Raw genomic sequence first — 16085 nt, 5'->3', positions numbered from 1 at the left:
GCGAACCTGGACTCGCATACACTGGACTCCCTGACACATACCGAAACCCTTGACATCGGGCAGCAAAGCCGAAGGCAGATTCGGCAAGCAGGATTTTATCTATCTTATTGCGTCGGACGAGTATTGCTGCCCTGCGGGGCAGTTACTAACCAGGCGGCATTCGTCGATGGAAGATGGCATGTTATTGCATTGTCACACTTCTCGAGCTACCAGTCCTGCTCAATGCAAAAGCAATGCACAACGGGCAAGGAGCGCCGTGTGAAGCGTTGGGAGCATGAAGCCATAATCGATGCGATGCAGGTTCGACTAGAACATGATCCAGCGATGATGAGGCGTCGCCGACAGACCGTTGAGCATCCTTTTGGAACGCTCAAATACAGGATGGAAAGTATCCACTTCCTGACCAAAACCCTGCCGAGGGTGAGCACTGAAATGAGCCTTCATGTGCTCGCCTATAACCTCAAGCGAATGATGAGCATCTTTGGCATCTTGGGATTGCTTGAAACGATCAGGGCGTGATCATCCCGCTGGATCTTCGGTATGTGGCTGTTGGGACCTCTGACGCGGCCCCAACAGCCATATGAGCGCCGATGTTGGCAGTACGGACCAATCTTTACTTCCTACTACCGACTTCGCAGGCAATCCAAAAAAATATCAGCATTGAACGTATCAAGTGTGTTTTCACACAGCCTGGACTCCTAGCTGACATTCGTCCGCTCATCACCCATATTACACTTCAGCGAATGGACGCCACAAGATTTTGACGTCCCCAACTCTAAACTGGGCCACCATGCGTATGGTCAAAGATTCCCGGCCAGACGACCCCCTCAGGCAGAACCCGATGACATGTTGCCGGAGTCTTGAGATTAGTCATGCATCTTTTTGAGCATGAAACTAATTAGTTTCGACTCCTATGCTGTGTTTCTCCTGAATTTCGACAGTCTCCCACGATTGGGATTTGTTCGCGGATGCAAATCCCCCTCCAGTGTCGAACTTGGCCAGTTCCCCTGCAATGTAAAATGGGTTTTGGCTGGACAGCACTAGCTCATTTTTGCTAATCCACTTTACGTTTAATCCGGCGCCTAAATCTCCATTAATTGATTGCACAACACCATCTTTAAGTTTGGCGCCTACCTCTGCTCCGGCTGCTGTATCAAATACGAGTTTGGCTTCAAGGCCAGATACAAGAACGGCTTGATACATAATTAAACGCCCCGGCCTTGCTAAATCCTGCTTCAAGGGAGATGATTGTGGAAGAGCAATGATTGCTTGTTCAAACTCTCCCTCTTCAATCAATATTGTTTTTAGCTTTGAGACTTTAACCTCCACGCTTTTGGCCTTTGAAAGCTCTGACTTTAAACTCGCCGAAAGCGGGGCAATACCTGAAGCAAAGTCTACGCTTGCACCACCTGTAAGCTTTGTTGACTCGCTTCCTTGACAATCAAATTCCTGACCGGGTTTAATCCAATTTCCTGGAACTTTATTTGAATCCCATCTTAATCTGTACTCCCCGCCATCTGGAACTAAACGCCAAATCGAACCCGGGCCAATCGAATTTGACGCGCCAAAAAATAGCAACTTATTTCCATTCAAATCACTATAAGCACAGTTCTTAGCTATATCAGCCCAAGCACTCTTGGAGTCGTGCTTGCAGCCGGAAGCTGCAACCAGAAGTGGTAGGGCTGCTAATGCCGCAATCGCTTTATGAAATCTCATAATTGATATTGCCTCAATTAGTAAAAAGCTTATTAATATCCAAATTATATTTGCCGCCACTATTATTGCCGCCTTGCCTTATTGCTCTTATCATTTCCCTTAACTTGTGACCTCTATCTGGAGCGTCAAGGTCGGACAATATATTCGGCGAAATATACGCCAGCTTTGCTGCAAGAAGCCAGGCAACCCTAGGCGCTGCGAAACTAGTCCCGCATATGTCTCTACTTACATATCCATCGAATGAAATGGCCAGTGGATCCACCTCCTTAGATCCAACAATGCTGGAGCGACACTGGAGGTTGCCATCGTGCGTCGTATTCATGACCGCCACCACATCCTGATTACTGACAGATCTAACAGCGAACCATCTTTCTTGTGCCGCTGCGTTGTCTGCGCATATACATTCCGGGCTATAGGCAAGATTTGGAAGACATTTTTTGCAATCGCTTGATGAAGAGTTCCCAGCTGCGGAAACAAGAATCCCTTCATTAAAGTCAAAGTTAGTGAACTTGTATTTTCTTTTGGTGGTCGTCCACGAAAAATTTACAACATACGGATTTCCACTTGCAATCGAGTACAAATCCGCAAATGCAAGAACCGACTCAATAATTGCTTTGTCTGTATTAAGATTAGCCACACCTATTTCTTGCTTCAGTCTATCAACAATATCCTTGGCAATTTTCCGCCTGATTTCCACCTCGCCCGGGGGAACAGGGTCGCCTCTCGCGTCTAGCATAAAGTCATCAATTAACCTAAGAGTTACTAATTCTTCAAGGATTTTTTTTGAGCCCTTTTGAGCTGTTGAAAGCGGAATATATACTACTTTCACCCTCTGCCCTTTCCAGTCACTACTCGGCTCTAATGCAGTCAGGGAACTTAGTGCCATGTCTATGGATCGGGCATGGAATATTGACTTAGGGTATTCGGTAGACTGTACAGGCGGTCTTTGCAAATACACAGGGTAATTGAATTTTCTCTTAATTATCTCTAGTGCATCCGCTACAAAATCATTTGAGCGCGCAAACGCTTCGTCATTTGGCCATCCGTCATCAAGAATGATCAATACTGGTTGTAATTTCGGGGGCTCCGCAAGCTGGGCTTTTATTATTTGGCCCTCACGAGGCGAAGGAAAGGGCGTAACCGCCGCATTCTCGGTGGTGTTTATTGACTCCATTTCTACGGAGATAGCTTGGGATTGAACCTCTTCATATGGAAGATTTATGCCAAAGCTCCCAAGGGTCTCCTTATAGTCGCTAGGCAACCACAAATATTGCATAACTAGTGGAGATCCATCACGGCCAACCTTCGATACTACTGGCTTCTCGGTGAATGCCTGGGTATCAGGATTAAAGGCTTCGTAAGATGAAACCTTTCTTAGGTTTGGGTATACGCTGCTTTTGGGTATCGGATTATTTCCATTAGCTACATTGGGATTTTGAAGCGCCATGCGCGGTAGTGCGGGTATTTTAATGGTGGCACCAGCCTGCAATGCTTCCGGAGCATTTAAACTGTTTAGTTCAAGTATTTTTCCCTCGACTGCCGAGTAAGCTCGCGGAGAGTTTTTTGTCCAAAGCCATACTCTCTTAGTACCACTTTCGATAATACTTCGTTCTTTGAAACAGTTAACTCTCGAGCGATATTTGACTCAAGTACCTCTCCGAGATTCAGGGAGGGACGTAGTTCCTTGTCAATCCACTTTGTGTTGATGCCATTCGGCTCGCCTGCCTCTTGGCGAAGGGTGAAACTATCGTTTTTGAAATACCTTGCATCGATCACCCGCCTAACAAGGACAAAGTCATCTGGTGGTTGATCGTTTGCTGCGATAGATGATGTCGCAATTAAACAAGCAATTATCGATGTAATCACTATTCCGAATAGATATATGGAAGGTTCATGTCGATTGAGATTGCTCATCAATTTGACCTTGCTAAGGTGGTTTCTTTATGGCATGCGTAGTTAAGACAGATTAGTTGATCTCTGCTAGAACGCAAGCGATGTCACACCAATTGGCCATCATAGTAAAACTGGCATACGACGACTGCACAGGTCGGTGATTGGCAAGGACGTACTGTGCTGAGCTACAGGACGGCCAACGAGTTTTTCTCTATTTTTAGAATCCAGGCTAATCTTCAAAATGTTGAATTCTAGTACGCCTACTCCTCGATTACCGCTCCATGTACTTGATTTTTCTGTCGGCGAAATCTAGGTGGGCAAGCTGTTTCAAAATTGATCCTGAATATTTGTTCATCACAATATTTCTAGCAAATTGAGGAGGTGCGCATGGCCAGCGAACGAATCAGAGCTATTCAGAATGCATTGATTGCGAAAGGTTTTCTTCCTGGAGAGGTAGACGGTATCTGGGGGCGTAGAACCATCGCAGCGACTAAGGAGTTCCAAAAAAAGATGGGGCTGGAGGTGGATGGAATCGTAGGTCCTAATACAACAATAGCTTTGTTTGGTGAAAATATATCCTTGCCTGGGGGGCCGTTGCTTCCATGGTTGTCGGAAGCGCAACAGCTCCTTGGCACTAAAGAGGTGTTAGGCAGGCATAACAATCCGGTAATTTTAGACTGGGCAGACGATCTGGATATACATTATTCTGGAGACGAAGTGCCTTGGTGTGGTCTATTTGTCGGTCATTGTGTTGCTGCGACAATGGTCGATGAAGTACTGCCTTCCAATCCATTAGGAGCACGCCAGTGGGAAAAGTTTGGTGATCCCATTGAGCCGCGTCTCGGAGCGATTATGGTGTTTTGGCGGATATCGAAGACCAGCGGCTTCGGGCATGTGGGCTTCTACACTGGTGAGGATGAAACTGCCTTCCGGATATTAGGAGGTAACCAGTCCGATAAGGTTTGCTTTACTTGGGTTAGTAAAGGCCGGTTTGTAAAAGCACGATGGCCTAGGACGGCCGCGTCTCTAGGTGGAGGGCAGGCGATAGTTAAAATGAACCGAGCACAAGACCTTTCTAGTAATGAAGCATAGTTTTTACCGATCCAATGCCGACTTTTAGCCGAAGATCGATGAAGTCCGGGAAATGGCGGAACAGCTGGAAGTCTTATAACCCAATGCGACGGTCGACGCTAGACCGTCGCTATCCGACCCGAACTGTGTGAAAACTGAATCGCCCAGGTTTGATATTCACCATTGAGCGACAGCTTCTGGCCGATTTGTGACTGTCGCGATAAAGCCAATAGGCCGTCCAGTGTGTATGCCAAAGAAATAAAGGGCAGATCTATTTTCCATTCTTCGGAAAATAGATCTGCCCCCTTTTATCGCTTTGGCTGGGCCGGCTGCGTCGCTTGCAATGGCTAAAGTCGCGAGGATCAGCCGACTGTATAGCTAATAGCAGCGTAGTAGGTTTTCGCGTAACTGGCCACGAGATCGGCACTTTCCAGGCCGTTGATGATCTTGCGCGCCCTTACCCAGTCCTCCTTGGACACGTTAAAGAAGTCAGATAGTTTGGCGGAAGTGAACAGTCCGTTTCGCATCCCAACGAATAGCACTTTCAACGCGGTTTTGAGATCCAGCGCTTGGTCTGGATCGGTGATGAGATCGACATTGATGGCCGTGCCAAGCTTTTTGTAGTTGGTCTTGTGCGTCAGCTGAACGAACCCTCGACCAAACCATGACTTGCTTTCGGCATCGGGGTGCCAGTAGGGCGTTTTGACCCACGACAGTTTGCCGGCAGTCCAAGACTTTTCAAGTCGCTTGATTGCGTCGTCGTCCGTTACAGCGAATGTCTCACGCACGGGCTGCATGGTTCGGCCGGTCTCGTGGTGCGTAGTACCCAGCATATAGGCCAGCCATCTATCATCGTCTTTCGGTGATTCCGCTTCCCATTTGTCAAGGATCGCGATCAACCCATCGAGTTGGCTCTGATGGAGTGAGCCCTTAAATAGGGATTCACGGATATGGTCGAAGAAAAAATCTCTGTTGATACTCATAGGAACTCCCAAGTAAGCACGACGGCTCTTTTCCACCCAAGTCCCACACGAGTGAATCTGACGGAAACAAGGTCTTGGGCATTATATGAAGCGGTTTGTCTACTACCTCAAAAAGGTGGGTCTAACTACAAGGCCGTGTTCCCTGATACCCAGGCAACATGGCTTTTGGCCATGCCAGAGGTGTAACTGCTTGTCCATGGTCTGCTGCTGGCCGATTCTGTTGAAAAAGTCGCCCCGTCCTGACTGCCCACGAACTGACCGCTGAAAATGCGTTTTTTGCGCGCCGCTACGCGAAATCTGAGCCCGGGAATCCTCTGTTCAAAGTAAAGATTTCAATCTCAAGCGCGTACTTTTCTGCCGTGGAGACCATGGCCGACTTTTTCAACAGAATCGGCCGGTTTCTGCCTGTCGTGAAGGGCCGCAATCGACCGATTCTGTTGAAAAATTCGGTCATCCGAAACGGCCTGATCATTGAACGGTGAAAACGCCTTTTTTACACGCTGCTACGTGAAATCTGCGTCTGGAAACCTCTGGCGAAAGTAAAGATTTCAATCTCGGACGCGTACTTTCAGCTGCGAAAACCATGGCCGACTTTTTCAACAAAATCGACCCAAAGCAGCCGGTGAGCAACGATGGGAGTTGTCCATCAGCTGGCGTCACTGCCTTCAAAACGGTGGTATGCGATCTTGCACTGTCTGGGCCTAGCGGTTGTCTACTAAAGTCTGCTTTTCTGACCTCGAAGTAGTAAGGAAAAACAAAAAATTCAAATAGAGTAATTATTTATCTGCCGAGCTGATGACTCTGCTGATCCATTTGAATCATATTTTTATTGGATTTCGCTCCTGTGGCTTCGGACCCTGGTCCTTCTCTACCATCGCCACCATTACCTACACCGGTTGACTGAGTTGGAGAAATGACAACTTTGCAACGATAGCCTGGATCGCAAGGGAAGCGCTGTGGGATACTTTCATAAGATTTTGCGTTATTTTTTTCACTTGCAGTACTCTCTGTTGCCGCGAGAGTATTGTTTGACAAAATAAAGATAGCGCTGATTGCGAAGATTAAGCGAGATGTCTTTTTTGTTGAAATGACCATGTTCGTCTCCGTTTATTTTTCTTTGTTCGATAGGGAGTCGGTTTTTGTAGTCTTCTCTAAATTTTGGTATTCGAACGTTACCGTAGGGGGGAAATATCTATGCGTCGCTGTCGACAGAATCGAGGTCATAATTATAATTGCTCCTACTGCCACTCCCACAACGCCTGGTGAGAAAGTCTTCAGCGCCCCGCCCGTAGAAACTTCCTCTGATAATTTTCCTTGTGCTGATAAGGATGTGGCCTTGTCATGTGCAAAAAAAGAAACTGCCAGCCCAGCAAAAGCAATCGCCCCGCCAATTAATAGTGCAATAAGTCGCAATAAAGTTAAATTAACCAAAACAACGCCAGAAAAAACAAATCCAAGGTCAGCATTTTGTTGAGTGGAGATTATTTCCATAATTTTTAATACTGTCACGCCGACGAAACCTAACAGAAGAAGAAGTATAAAAAATAATCCAGCACCAGCCCCCATCCAAATATATTGATGCCATGACGGGTCCTGCCGTTTCGGTACCCGTTTAGCGTTATCGACTACCAAGGATCTTGTTTGCGCATCCATTTCTTTGCCTATCTGAAGGTATGCCTGTCAGAGGTGTAGCTGTAGGCAAGGATTCCGTCAATTTGAGCTGCTCAACCAAATTCGAATAGTTCAAGACGAATATTGAATTAAAATAAAAGTTTTAATTTCGTTGTGCCTTTTGCGACGAAAGATAAAGGTTGTGCATAGTGCATAGGTTTACACTTTTGCAAGAGCGTTTACTCCGGCGACAATCTGAATTTTCTATGGCTTGTGTAACGATATAACTGCTTTGCTAATCATAATAGAATGGTTGAATGAGAGGTATTGGCGCCTAAAATGCTAAGAGATCTGCACAGTTATAATGGGGATACGTCTCACTTTCATTTGTATCCGTGGGAAGTATTCACTTCTACCACCGTCCGCTTTTGGCCGGTTGTTGCCTGTCGCGACCGGCTGAAATCGACCCGGAGCGGGCATTCGGGAACATTTAAATTAACCGGTATGCCCATTGTGGGTCAGGTTAAGCTATTGATTGGGCTTCAATTTTTAGCACCTTCTGGAGTATGAATACCGCTGGCCGGTGCACTAGTTGGTAGGGGTGACTCAGTACGAACATTTACTTCCACAGTCTTTAGCTCAAGAAACTTTGCTTCGCTAATCGAAAGTATCAGCACTGAATTTGTCTCTGGCGCATATAAGAAGTACTGATCGCCAGCCTTCCCCACGTAACGAAGGCGCGCGTTAACTTTGCTCCCGGGGTCAAAGCTATGCCCGGCGACTTCGGATATGACGTAGGTATATGTCTTGCCGGAAATTATGTCATTCGCCTTAAGCGCGCCTTGCCCGTACGCCATCGGGGGTAGCGCCGTAAGCAGAAAGAGCACAAAAGTTCTGCTGCGGTCTGACTTAAGAAAATTCTGTAGAACGCCTAGCTCTTTCAGCGTTAAGGATACTGGAATGGCAATCAGCACAGGAACGATTCGCCACTTATCCACCGAGCCGAAAATGGCATACAGTAACGCCCCGGCTACGTAGAAGGTTTCAATGTGCGGAACAATACGATGCAACCAACGCCCGACCTTAGTTACGCCACTACTTTTTGGTAATAAACCATGAGGAAACATGACCTCGCCCAAGAGCGCTCCAAGCGCCAGGAAAATGAAGACTGATGCGATTGGGTACGCGGCAGCCTTGAGTACATCCGATAGGCTTACGTACTCAAGTATGTTCACCTTGAACGGTGACCAGTACCCCCAGAGATACAGAACCGCGACTGCGAAGAAGTAAGCGCTACTCCAGTACGCGGTGAGAGTCTTCGTCTCATTTTCTTCGCTAATGATCGATTCGGACATAGGCTCTTTATTCAAGAATAATGCGTTCGCGATTAGGGAGCTGAGGTGCAAGGTGGTTATGCACTATGACAGCAGGGCCTTTAGCGCGTGGATTTCTGTTGCGTTGAGAGTAACCGGCGCCGGGAGGTGAAACAATCGTAACGGTGCCCGCAAACCGGGTTGTCTGAAATGGAAAAGGAAGCTGATTGCTTCATTTATCTGTCACTTCTGGTCGAATTCTGCCTGTTATGAAGAGCTGCTTTCTACTGTTACCGATTTCTGCCGCTTGCGAAGGGGGACTCAACGATTGGCTCGGGTGATAACGCACGGCGGATACTAGAATCGGGAATACAACCGTGGGTTCATCGTAGTCGGATTTGCTTGAGTCAAAGCTTAAGCCTCTACATAGCGTTTTTTCGTGAAGTAGTGAATGAGCAAGATGTAGAGAACTATAATGCCGACATAAACAGGTCCAGTGCAGTTCTTCGTGGAAAACGCAACCGAGAGGCAAACAGCAGTGGTAACTATCGAAAGCTTCCAGAGACGCGTACGCCCCATCGCATGATTCCAAAGTGACTGTACTATTGGGACTATTGCGAGAAGGCCAAATGCCCAGGAAAAGGATGGAGGGCCGGGTTTAACGTACCCTAATGCAGCGAAGCATAAGAACACGAGGATGATCTCGAGGAAATCAAGGGTAAAGGCCTCCCATGTGTACTTTTCGGGCGGCGCAGCATTAATAACAATGTATGACACGCCGAAGAAGAGTATTAGCCACAGCGCTAGATAGCTCCTCGGCTCTGTTGCAACCGCAATAGGGGAGCCGATTTCTACCCATTTTGAGACAAGCCAAACAAGCCCTGCACCGTGAACGGCGGGATAGATTAGTGCCATCATAGTTGTTCTCAGTGGATTTTGGTCCATTTCAACTTCCCGGGGCGGGTCTTGTGGTATTGCTGCTCTCTGACCAAATCGGCGTTGTGACATCCTAGTGATCGATAGAGGTGTGGGCGCACAGCATGGGCGGAAAGCCCAATCTGCTCCATTAGGGCCGATTGTTGGAGGAAGCATAGCTACTCTTTTGCCGTTGCTCCGTCCACCGGCTGCTTTTGGCCCAGAGTGTGTAAAAACGCATCCGTCATTTTGAAGTCTGCGTTGCTACGTAAAATTTGCCAGTGTTTGGTTAATCCGCAGACCTAAAATTTGCACAGGAACGCCTTTTTCGTCCCGGTTCTGACTGCCACACTTGCTCTAAAACGTTTTTACACAGCCTCGGCCGATTTCTGCCTGTCACGATGGGCAACTCAACTGCGCTTTTTGCTTGCCACATGGGGTACGAGGAATGGGGGGGTGAGTGGGGTGTCTTCAAGTTTGTGACCTGCCATTTTTCGGCTGTGTTTTCAGATAACGTTTTTTGGGGGCAAAGGCGATCGTCAAGGCAGTAAAAAACCTTTCCGCAATTTTTTTAGAGGCGCTGATTTTATTGGCTCTCTACGGCGCTGAAATTTACAGGATGCGGAAAAACAGCATATGTAACTATCTGATTTAAAAGGATTAACTGTCGGACTTAAAATCCCCCGCTCGTAAGGGCGTGCCGGTTCGATTCCGGCTTCGGCACCATCTTAAATCAAGGGTTTGCGGGCGAAAGCTGATGCAAACCCTTGTTTGTTTCCGGGCCGCCATTTTGGTGTTGACCCGCAATTTATTGCGTTGGTGATGTCTTCTTGCGTTCGCGATGGCGGATGCACTGTTCCGTCATGCCCTGGGGCGGCTTCCGAATGGACGGCGCCAGACACTCAGCGGGAATGAAAAAGCAAAGCCCCGGCGGTTCGCAATCGCCGGGGCTTCTATTTTCCCCCACATCCCTTAATGCATGGAGAACGTGGGCGCAATGGTATCAACGCCACCGCATTGAATCACTCCGACTAACGACTACAAATTTCATTTATCCAGCCCGATGCCTGTGGTTTATTTCGCCTGAAGAAACGTCATGACGGGCCGCACATCCGACGTTAAACGATATCGTCGATCAGTATGTGATGCAGCCCGCGACTGCACTGTTCTATCCGCGCTTCGACCTTATAAACGTTGCGCAACATTTGCTCGGTAATCACCTCGAAGCTTGGGCCGCTGCCTTGCGCGGTGCCCTCCGCGATGACCAGCACCTGATCAGCGAACCGCATTGCCTGATTCAGGTCATGGATGGCGATGAACACGATCACCTCGCGTTGGCGGGCCAGTGTGCGCATGAAGTTCAGCACCTGGACCTGGCGATGCATGTCCAGGGCGCTGGTCGGTTCGTCCATCAGCAGGATTTCCGGCTCGCGCACCAGGGTTTGCGCGATGGACACCAACTGCTGCTGCCCGCCACTGAGTTCACCGAGGTTGCGAAAGGACAATCCGGTGATGCCCAACGCCGCAAGAATCTCATCGACCCGTTTCAACTCATCATCGTGTACGACCCAGCCCGGCGTCAGTTGCTTGCGCGCCAGCAGCACCGACTCATACACCGTCAACCGCGCACTGGCGTTCAGGCCCTGCGGCATGTAGCTGATGCCTGTCGGACCTTTTTTCGAGTCCTGCAAAATCACCTGTCCAGGGCCGTCGATCAGTCCGGCCATGCGTTTGAACAGCGTCGATTTGCCTGCGGCGTTGGGGCCGACCACGGCGACCACCTGGCCGCCGGAAAATACGGTAGACGACACACCGCTAATGATCTCGCGCTGCCCATAGCGGGCACCGAGATTGTCCAGCTGCAGCTTCACCATGCGTTTTTCTTCCCGCCGAGAATCAGAGATATGAAGAACGGTACGCCGATCAGCGACGTGACCACGCCGATGGGGAATATCGCGCCGGGGATCAGGGTTTTGCTGACCACCGAGCTGGCCGAGAGGATCAATGATCCGGTCAGCAACGAGGCGGGCAGGAAGAAACGCTGGTCTTCACCGATCAGCATGCGGGCGATGTGCGGGCCGACCAGTCCGATAAAACCGATGGTGCCGACGAACGCCACGGGAAACGAGGCCAGCAGGCTGACCATGATCAGTGTCTGAAAACGCAGGCTGCGTACGTTGATGCCGAAACTGGCGGCCTTGTCGTCGCCCAGGCGCAGGGCGGTCAAAGCCCAGGCGCGTTTGGCGAAGATCGGCAGGGTGATGAGGATCACCAGACAGATAACCCCGAGTTTTGGCCAGGTGGCTTTGGTCAGGCTGCCCATGGTCCAGAACACCACGGCGGCGACCGCTTGCTCGGTGGCGAAGAACTGCACCAGTGCCAACAACGCGTTAAAGGTGAACACCAGTGCAATGCCGAGCAGCACAATGGTTTCGGCGGTGACGCCGCGACGCATGCTCAGGAAATGGATCAACAGCGCCGAGAGCATGGCCATGATGAACGCATTGAGCGGCACCATGAATTGCGCCGCCAGCGGGAACAGCGCGACACCGAACGCCAGTCCCAACGCGGCGCCGAAACCGGCGGCGGCGGAAATGCCCAGGGTGAACGGGCTGGCCAGCGGGTTGTTGAGGATGGTCTGCATTTGCGCGCCGGCCAGTGACAGCGCCGCCCCGACGGCGACGGCCATCAGCGCCACCGGTAGGCGAATGTCCCACATCACCACGCGAACCTGCGGCGATGCGCTGTCCGGCGAAAACAACGCGCCGAGGACTTCGCTGAAGCTGTAGCTCGCCGGCCCCAGAGCCAGGTCGAGCAGCACACTGCATGACAACAGGGCCACCAGCCCCGCCAGGATCAGGCGCTTGCGCAACACCAGGCGGCGATAGGTCTCGCCCTGTACGACCACGGCGTCAGTCAACGAACTCATGGTTTGACCTCCGGTTGCGGCAAGCTGACAAAGTAGCCGGGCTCATAGGGCACGGGCAGGAAGCGTTCGTGCAGTTCACGAAATGACGCCTCCGGATCGAGGTCGGCAAACAGTTCGGGATGGAACCATTTCGCCAATTGCTGGATGGCCACGAACTGATAGGGGCTGTTGTAGAACTGATGCCAGATGGCGTGAAAAGCCTGGTTGTCCTGAGCCTTGATGCCGGCGTAGGCCGGACGCTGTGTGTACCAGGCGAGTTTTTTTCGCGCCAGGGTCATGTCTGCGCCAGGACCGACACCGACCCAATGGCCGCCGGGGGCAAAGGCTTCCCAGTTGGCGGTGGTGATCACCACGTGGGCCGGGTTGGCGACAATGACTTGCTCGGGATTCAACTGGCCGAACGTGGTGGGAATGATGCGCCGGGCGATGTTGTTGCCACCGGCCATCTCGACGAACAGACCGAAGTTCTCGTTGCCGAAACTCAGGCAGCAATCATCGGTGTAGCCGCCGATTCGCTCGATGAACACGCTGGGACGCGGTGGATGATTTTTCTCGATGACGTCGGTGACGCGGTGAATCTGCCGGTTGCGGAAATCGATGAAGGCTTCGGCGCGCTGTTCCTTGCCGAACAGTTGACCGAACAGGCGCATGGTCGGCTCGGTGTTCTGCATCGGGTTGTTACGGAAGTCGACGTACACCACCGGAATGCCCAGCGCGTCGAGCTTTTCGATGTAGCGTGCATCTTCAGTGGCGTGCTGTGCCTCGATGTTGAGGATGATCACGTCCGGGCGCTGAGAAATGGCCTGCTCGATGTCGAAGGTGCCGTCTTCAAAACCGCCGAAGGTGGGGATTTTGGCGATGCCGGGAAATTTGCGCAGGTACGCGTTGTAGGTGTCCGGGTCTGACTGGATCAGGTCCTTGCGCCAGCCGACGATGCGCTCGATCGGGTTTTGCACGTCAAGGGCGGCGACCAGATACAACTGTCGACCTTCGCCAAGGATGACGCGCCTGACCGGCAGGTGAACCTTGACCTTGCGCCCCAGCAGATCGGTGACCTCGGTGCGCGCCGTGTCCGCCTCGGCGGCGTGCGCAGGGCGCGGTACCCAGGAAATCAGCCCCAGCAGTCCTGCCAGTAGCAGTGCAACCCATGCATAGCTGCGTCTATCGAAAATCACCATGGTCAAAGCCTTTGCAAAGTCAGGTCGGTCAACGGTTCACACCGTCAGCCGGCTGAACGTTTCAGAAATCGACAGTTGCCGACAGTAATAAAGTGCGCGGTGAACCCTGGGAGAACGCGCCGTAGGAGGCCACGCCCGACCAGTACGCCTGGTCGAACACGTTCTGCACGGTGGCGCGAAACGTGGTCGGTAGCTCATCGATGAGCGTGGTGTAGCGCGCGCCGACGTCGAAGCGGGTCCAGTCATCCAGTTTCTGGGTGTTGGCCTGGTTGACGTACTGGCTACCGGTATGGATCGCGCCAGCGGTCAGCGTCAGTCCCTCCAGCCACGAGGTATCCCGTTCGGCCCACAGGTTGGCTTGCACTTCGGGTACGCCAACCGGTTTATTGCCACGGTTGCCAGCCACCGAGGTTTTGCTCAGTTGCGCATCGAGCAGGGTCACGCCACCGAGCAGTCGCGTGCCTGGGGCGACTTCGCCGAACACATTCAGCTCCAGGCCGCGATTGCGCTGTTCGCCCTGTACCGCAAACACCCCGGAGGCCAGTTCCCCACTGGGTTTGGTGATCTGGAACAGGGAAAGGGTGGAGGTGAAGGTGCCGTAGTCGGCCTTGACGCCGAGTTCGTGCTGACGGGACACGTAAGGGGCAAAGATCTCGCCGGCGTTCGAGGCGGTGGACGGCGCAATGTCGCCCTTGCTCAGGCCTTCGATGTAGTTGTAGTAGAACGAAACGTGATCCCAGGGCTTGATGACCGCGCCGTACAGCGGCGTGGTCCGGCCATCATCGTAGGACGTAGTGACCACCCCGGTGGCGTTGTAGTTGTCGGATTTGATGTTCTGCCGGCGTATGCCGACGGTTAGCTGCACCCGGTCATCGAGCACCGACAGTGTGTCCACCAGCGCCACGCCGGTCAGTTCGCTTTCGGATACTTTCGGCGTGTCCGGCTTGGCGATGTACGGCTTCGGCCGATCCACCGGGTGATAGATATTCGACAGGATCGGCGCGCCGGAAATGATCCCGCGCGACAGCACATCGCGATAACGGCTGACTTGCAGGGCGGTGCGATGACTGACCGGCCCGGTGTCGAAACGCAGGCGTGCACCGGCGTCGAGGGTGTATCGCTCGACTTCGAACTTGTAATAGCCGGGAATCGAAGAAGTATCGCCGGCGGCATTGATGAGGGTCGGCGTCTGGTCGGACATCCGCGCGACATCCGACTGGCCGCCGCCGGCATGGGCGAAAACAGTCAGTGCGTCGCTCAGGTCGTATTCGCCGCTGAGCAGGGCGGATTTGTCACGGGTTCGCGACCAGCCCCATGCCTGGCTCACATTGATACGGCCATTGGCCGCCGAGGGAATGTCCACGCCCGAGGCGATCAGGAAGGGGCGCGAAGCAGCGTCGAAACGTTCTTCCTGATTGAGCCAGTCGAAGCTGGTACGCAGGCGTTCGCCTTGATAATCAAGGGACAGGGCACCGATATCGACATGCCGCGATTGATCGTCGATCGCGGTGTCGCCCAGTTGGGTGCTGCCATTGAAGCGCAGGCCGAAGCGGCGTTCTTCACCGAAGCGTCGACTCGCGTCGAGGTGCCCGCCTAGCTGCGAGTCCAAGGCGTAGCTGGCGGTGAAACGGGTCAGGTCTTCATCGAGGGAACGCTTGGGCACCACGTTGATGACACCGCCGACTGCGCTGTTGGGCGACATGCCATAGAGCAGGGCACCGGGGCCCTTGACCAGTTCGACACGCTCGGCGTACTCGGTGAATACCCGGTAGTTGGGCGCGACTCCGTAGACGCCGTCGAACGCCAATTCGCCGAGGTTGCCTTCACCGACGGGAAAACCACGGATGAAAAACGAGTCGACGATGCCCCCGGCCTGCCCCGTGGAACGCACCGAGGAGTCGCGCTCGAGTACATCGCCGACAGTGACGGCCTGTTGATCCTTGATCAGCGCCGAGGTGTAGGTGCTGACGCTGAACGGAGCATCCATCACGTCGGTATTGCCGAGAATGCCCAGACGGGCGCCGCTGGCCACCTGGCCACCGACATACACCTGCGGCAGGGCATCGGCGCGTTGGTCGGTACCGATGACTGCCGTCTCATCCAGCGTCACCCGGCGCTGCACCAGCGTGTAGCTGCCATCGCTGAGCAAGACCATGTCCAGGCCACTGCCGTCCAGCAAGCGAGTGATGGCTTCTTGCGCGGTGAAATGGCCGATCAGTGCAGGGCTGGTCAGGCCTTCGGTCAGGGAAGGCTGAAACGACAGCGCAATACCGGCCTCGACGGCAACGCTGGAAAGGGTGGCGCCCAGCGGTCCGGAGGCAATGTCGTAGGCACGGACCGCGACAGAGTCCAGTTGGACAGGCACGACGGCCAAGGCAAACGGGCAAACGACACCGATCAGGACAAGGCTGAGCAACGCACTGCGAATCACTGGTTTGAACTGACGATCCGGGCGCAGGAGGCGTGCAGCAGGCAT

13 protein-coding genes and 1 pseudogene are annotated in these 16085 nt (G+C 52.4%); 2 read left to right on the top strand and 12 right to left on the bottom strand.

The genetic code is table 11. The annotated features are described in order from the left end of the window. Positions 1-37 precede the first annotated feature (37 nt). Positions 38-519 (top strand): annotated as a pseudogene (locus tag JQF37_RS27545) (transposase); the annotation flags it as partial. Positions 520-894: 375 nt separating this feature from the next. Here JQF37_RS27545 and JQF37_RS27540 read toward each other — a convergent pair. The 3 genes from JQF37_RS27540 to JQF37_RS27530 form a co-directional block, all read right to left on the bottom strand. Further along, positions 895-1716 carry a hypothetical protein gene (locus JQF37_RS27540; RefSeq protein ID WP_130208138.1) on the bottom strand — a complete coding sequence of 274 codons (822 nt, stop codon included), beginning with the start codon at positions 1714-1716 and terminating at the stop codon, positions 895-897. Between the two features lie 13 nt (positions 1717-1729). Then, a complete protein-coding gene (locus JQF37_RS27535) occupies positions 1730-3163 on the bottom strand; it encodes a S8/S53 family peptidase (RefSeq protein WP_130208136.1) in 1434 nt (477 codons plus the stop codon). Positions 3164-3228: 65 nt separating this feature from the next. Next, positions 3229-3630: a hypothetical protein gene (locus JQF37_RS27530; RefSeq protein WP_130208134.1), complete on the bottom strand. Its 402-nt coding sequence runs from the start codon at positions 3628-3630 to the stop codon at positions 3229-3231. Positions 3631-3996: 366 nt separating this feature from the next. Here JQF37_RS27530 and JQF37_RS27525 point away from each other — a divergent pair, with 366 nt between their 5' ends. After that, positions 3997-4701, top strand: coding sequence for a TIGR02594 family protein (locus JQF37_RS27525; RefSeq protein WP_130208132.1), 705 nt, complete (start codon positions 3997-3999; stop codon positions 4699-4701). Positions 4702-5042: 341 nt separating this feature from the next. On the opposite strand, the gene JQF37_RS27520 is transcribed toward JQF37_RS27525, so the two are convergent. The 9 genes from JQF37_RS27520 to JQF37_RS27480 all read right to left on the bottom strand — a co-directional run bounded on the left by JQF37_RS27520 (position 5043) and on the right by JQF37_RS27480 (position 16085). Then, positions 5043-5663: a glycoside hydrolase family 19 protein gene (locus JQF37_RS27520; protein WP_130208130.1), complete on the bottom strand. Its 621-nt coding sequence runs from the start codon at positions 5661-5663 to the stop codon at positions 5043-5045. 780 nt (positions 5664-6443) lie between these two features. Continuing rightward, positions 6444-6758, bottom strand: a complete 315-nt coding sequence (locus tag JQF37_RS27515) for a hypothetical protein (protein WP_130208128.1) — start codon at positions 6756-6758, stop codon at positions 6444-6446. A 12-nt stretch (positions 6759-6770) separates the two neighbouring features. Further along, positions 6771-7316 carry a hypothetical protein gene (locus tag JQF37_RS27510; RefSeq protein WP_130208126.1) on the bottom strand — a complete coding sequence of 182 codons (546 nt, stop codon included), beginning with the start codon at positions 7314-7316 and terminating at the stop codon, positions 6771-6773. Between the two features lie 500 nt (positions 7317-7816). Further along, a complete protein-coding gene (locus tag JQF37_RS27505) occupies positions 7817-8629 on the bottom strand; it encodes a hypothetical protein (protein WP_130208124.1) in 813 nt (270 codons plus the stop codon). A gap of 372 nt (positions 8630-9001) precedes the next feature. Continuing rightward, a complete protein-coding gene (locus JQF37_RS27500; RefSeq protein ID WP_130208122.1) occupies positions 9002-9532 on the bottom strand; it encodes a hypothetical protein in 531 nt (176 codons plus the stop codon). 1088 nt (positions 9533-10620) lie between these two features. Next, positions 10621-11376 carry an ABC transporter ATP-binding protein gene (locus JQF37_RS27495; protein WP_130208120.1) on the bottom strand — a complete coding sequence of 252 codons (756 nt, stop codon included), beginning with the start codon at positions 11374-11376 and terminating at the stop codon, positions 10621-10623. Then, entirely contained in the window at positions 11370-12431 is a 1062-nt protein-coding gene (locus JQF37_RS27490) for an iron ABC transporter permease (protein ID WP_130208118.1), read from the bottom strand. Before JQF37_RS27490 ends, JQF37_RS27495 begins: the two co-directional genes overlap by 7 nt. Then, on the bottom strand, positions 12428-13609 hold the full coding sequence (locus JQF37_RS27485; RefSeq protein ID WP_130208116.1) for an ABC transporter substrate-binding protein: 1182 nt from the start codon (positions 13607-13609) through the stop codon (positions 12428-12430). Before JQF37_RS27485 ends, JQF37_RS27490 begins: the two co-directional genes overlap by 4 nt. Positions 13610-13670: 61 nt before the next feature. Then, positions 13671-16085: a TonB-dependent receptor gene (locus JQF37_RS27480; RefSeq protein WP_130208114.1), complete on the bottom strand. Its 2415-nt coding sequence runs from the start codon at positions 16083-16085 to the stop codon at positions 13671-13673.

The organism is Pseudomonas sp. MIL9, from assembly GCF_016887925.1.
In the GTDB taxonomy this organism is placed as follows: domain Bacteria; phylum Pseudomonadota; class Gammaproteobacteria; order Pseudomonadales; family Pseudomonadaceae; genus Aquipseudomonas; species Aquipseudomonas mohnii.
The sequence above is the reverse complement of the archived record's forward strand: the minus strand, read 5'-3'. Positions and strand labels throughout refer to the sequence as shown.

Bases quoted from the DNA above. Each gene is read 5' to 3' on its own strand.
- JQF37_RS27490 (WP_130208118.1), bottom strand. From the start codon at position 12,431: ATGAGTTCGTTGACTGACGCCGTGGTCGTACAGGGCGAGACCTATCGC.
- JQF37_RS27535 (WP_130208136.1), bottom strand. From the start codon at position 3,163: ATGGCGCTTCAAAATCCCAATGTAGCTAATGGAAATAATCCGATACCC.
- JQF37_RS27515 (WP_130208128.1), bottom strand. From the start codon at position 6,758: ATGGTCATTTCAACAAAAAAGACATCTCGCTTAATCTTCGCAATCAGC.
- JQF37_RS27525 (WP_130208132.1), top strand. From the start codon at position 3,997: ATGGCCAGCGAACGAATCAGAGCTATTCAGAATGCATTGATTGCGAAA.
- JQF37_RS27480 (WP_130208114.1), bottom strand. From the start codon at position 16,085: ATGCCTGCTGCACGCCTCCTGCGCCCGGATCGTCAGTTCAAACCAGTG.
- JQF37_RS27510 (WP_130208126.1), bottom strand. From the start codon at position 7,316: ATGGATGCGCAAACAAGATCCTTGGTAGTCGATAACGCTAAACGGGTA.
- JQF37_RS27540 (WP_130208138.1), bottom strand. From the start codon at position 1,716: ATGAGATTTCATAAAGCGATTGCGGCATTAGCAGCCCTACCACTTCTG.
- JQF37_RS27500 (WP_130208122.1), bottom strand. From the start codon at position 9,532: ATGGACCAAAATCCACTGAGAACAACTATGATGGCACTAATCTATCCC.
- JQF37_RS27520 (WP_130208130.1), bottom strand. From the start codon at position 5,663: ATGAGTATCAACAGAGATTTTTTCTTCGACCATATCCGTGAATCCCTA.
- JQF37_RS27505 (WP_130208124.1), bottom strand. From the start codon at position 8,629: ATGTCCGAATCGATCATTAGCGAAGAAAATGAGACGAAGACTCTCACC.
- JQF37_RS27495 (WP_130208120.1), bottom strand. From the start codon at position 11,376: ATGGTGAAGCTGCAGCTGGACAATCTCGGTGCCCGCTATGGGCAGCGC.
- JQF37_RS27485 (WP_130208116.1), bottom strand. From the start codon at position 13,609: ATGGTGATTTTCGATAGACGCAGCTATGCATGGGTTGCACTGCTACTG.
- JQF37_RS27530 (WP_130208134.1), bottom strand. From the start codon at position 3,630: ATGAGCAATCTCAATCGACATGAACCTTCCATATATCTATTCGGAATA.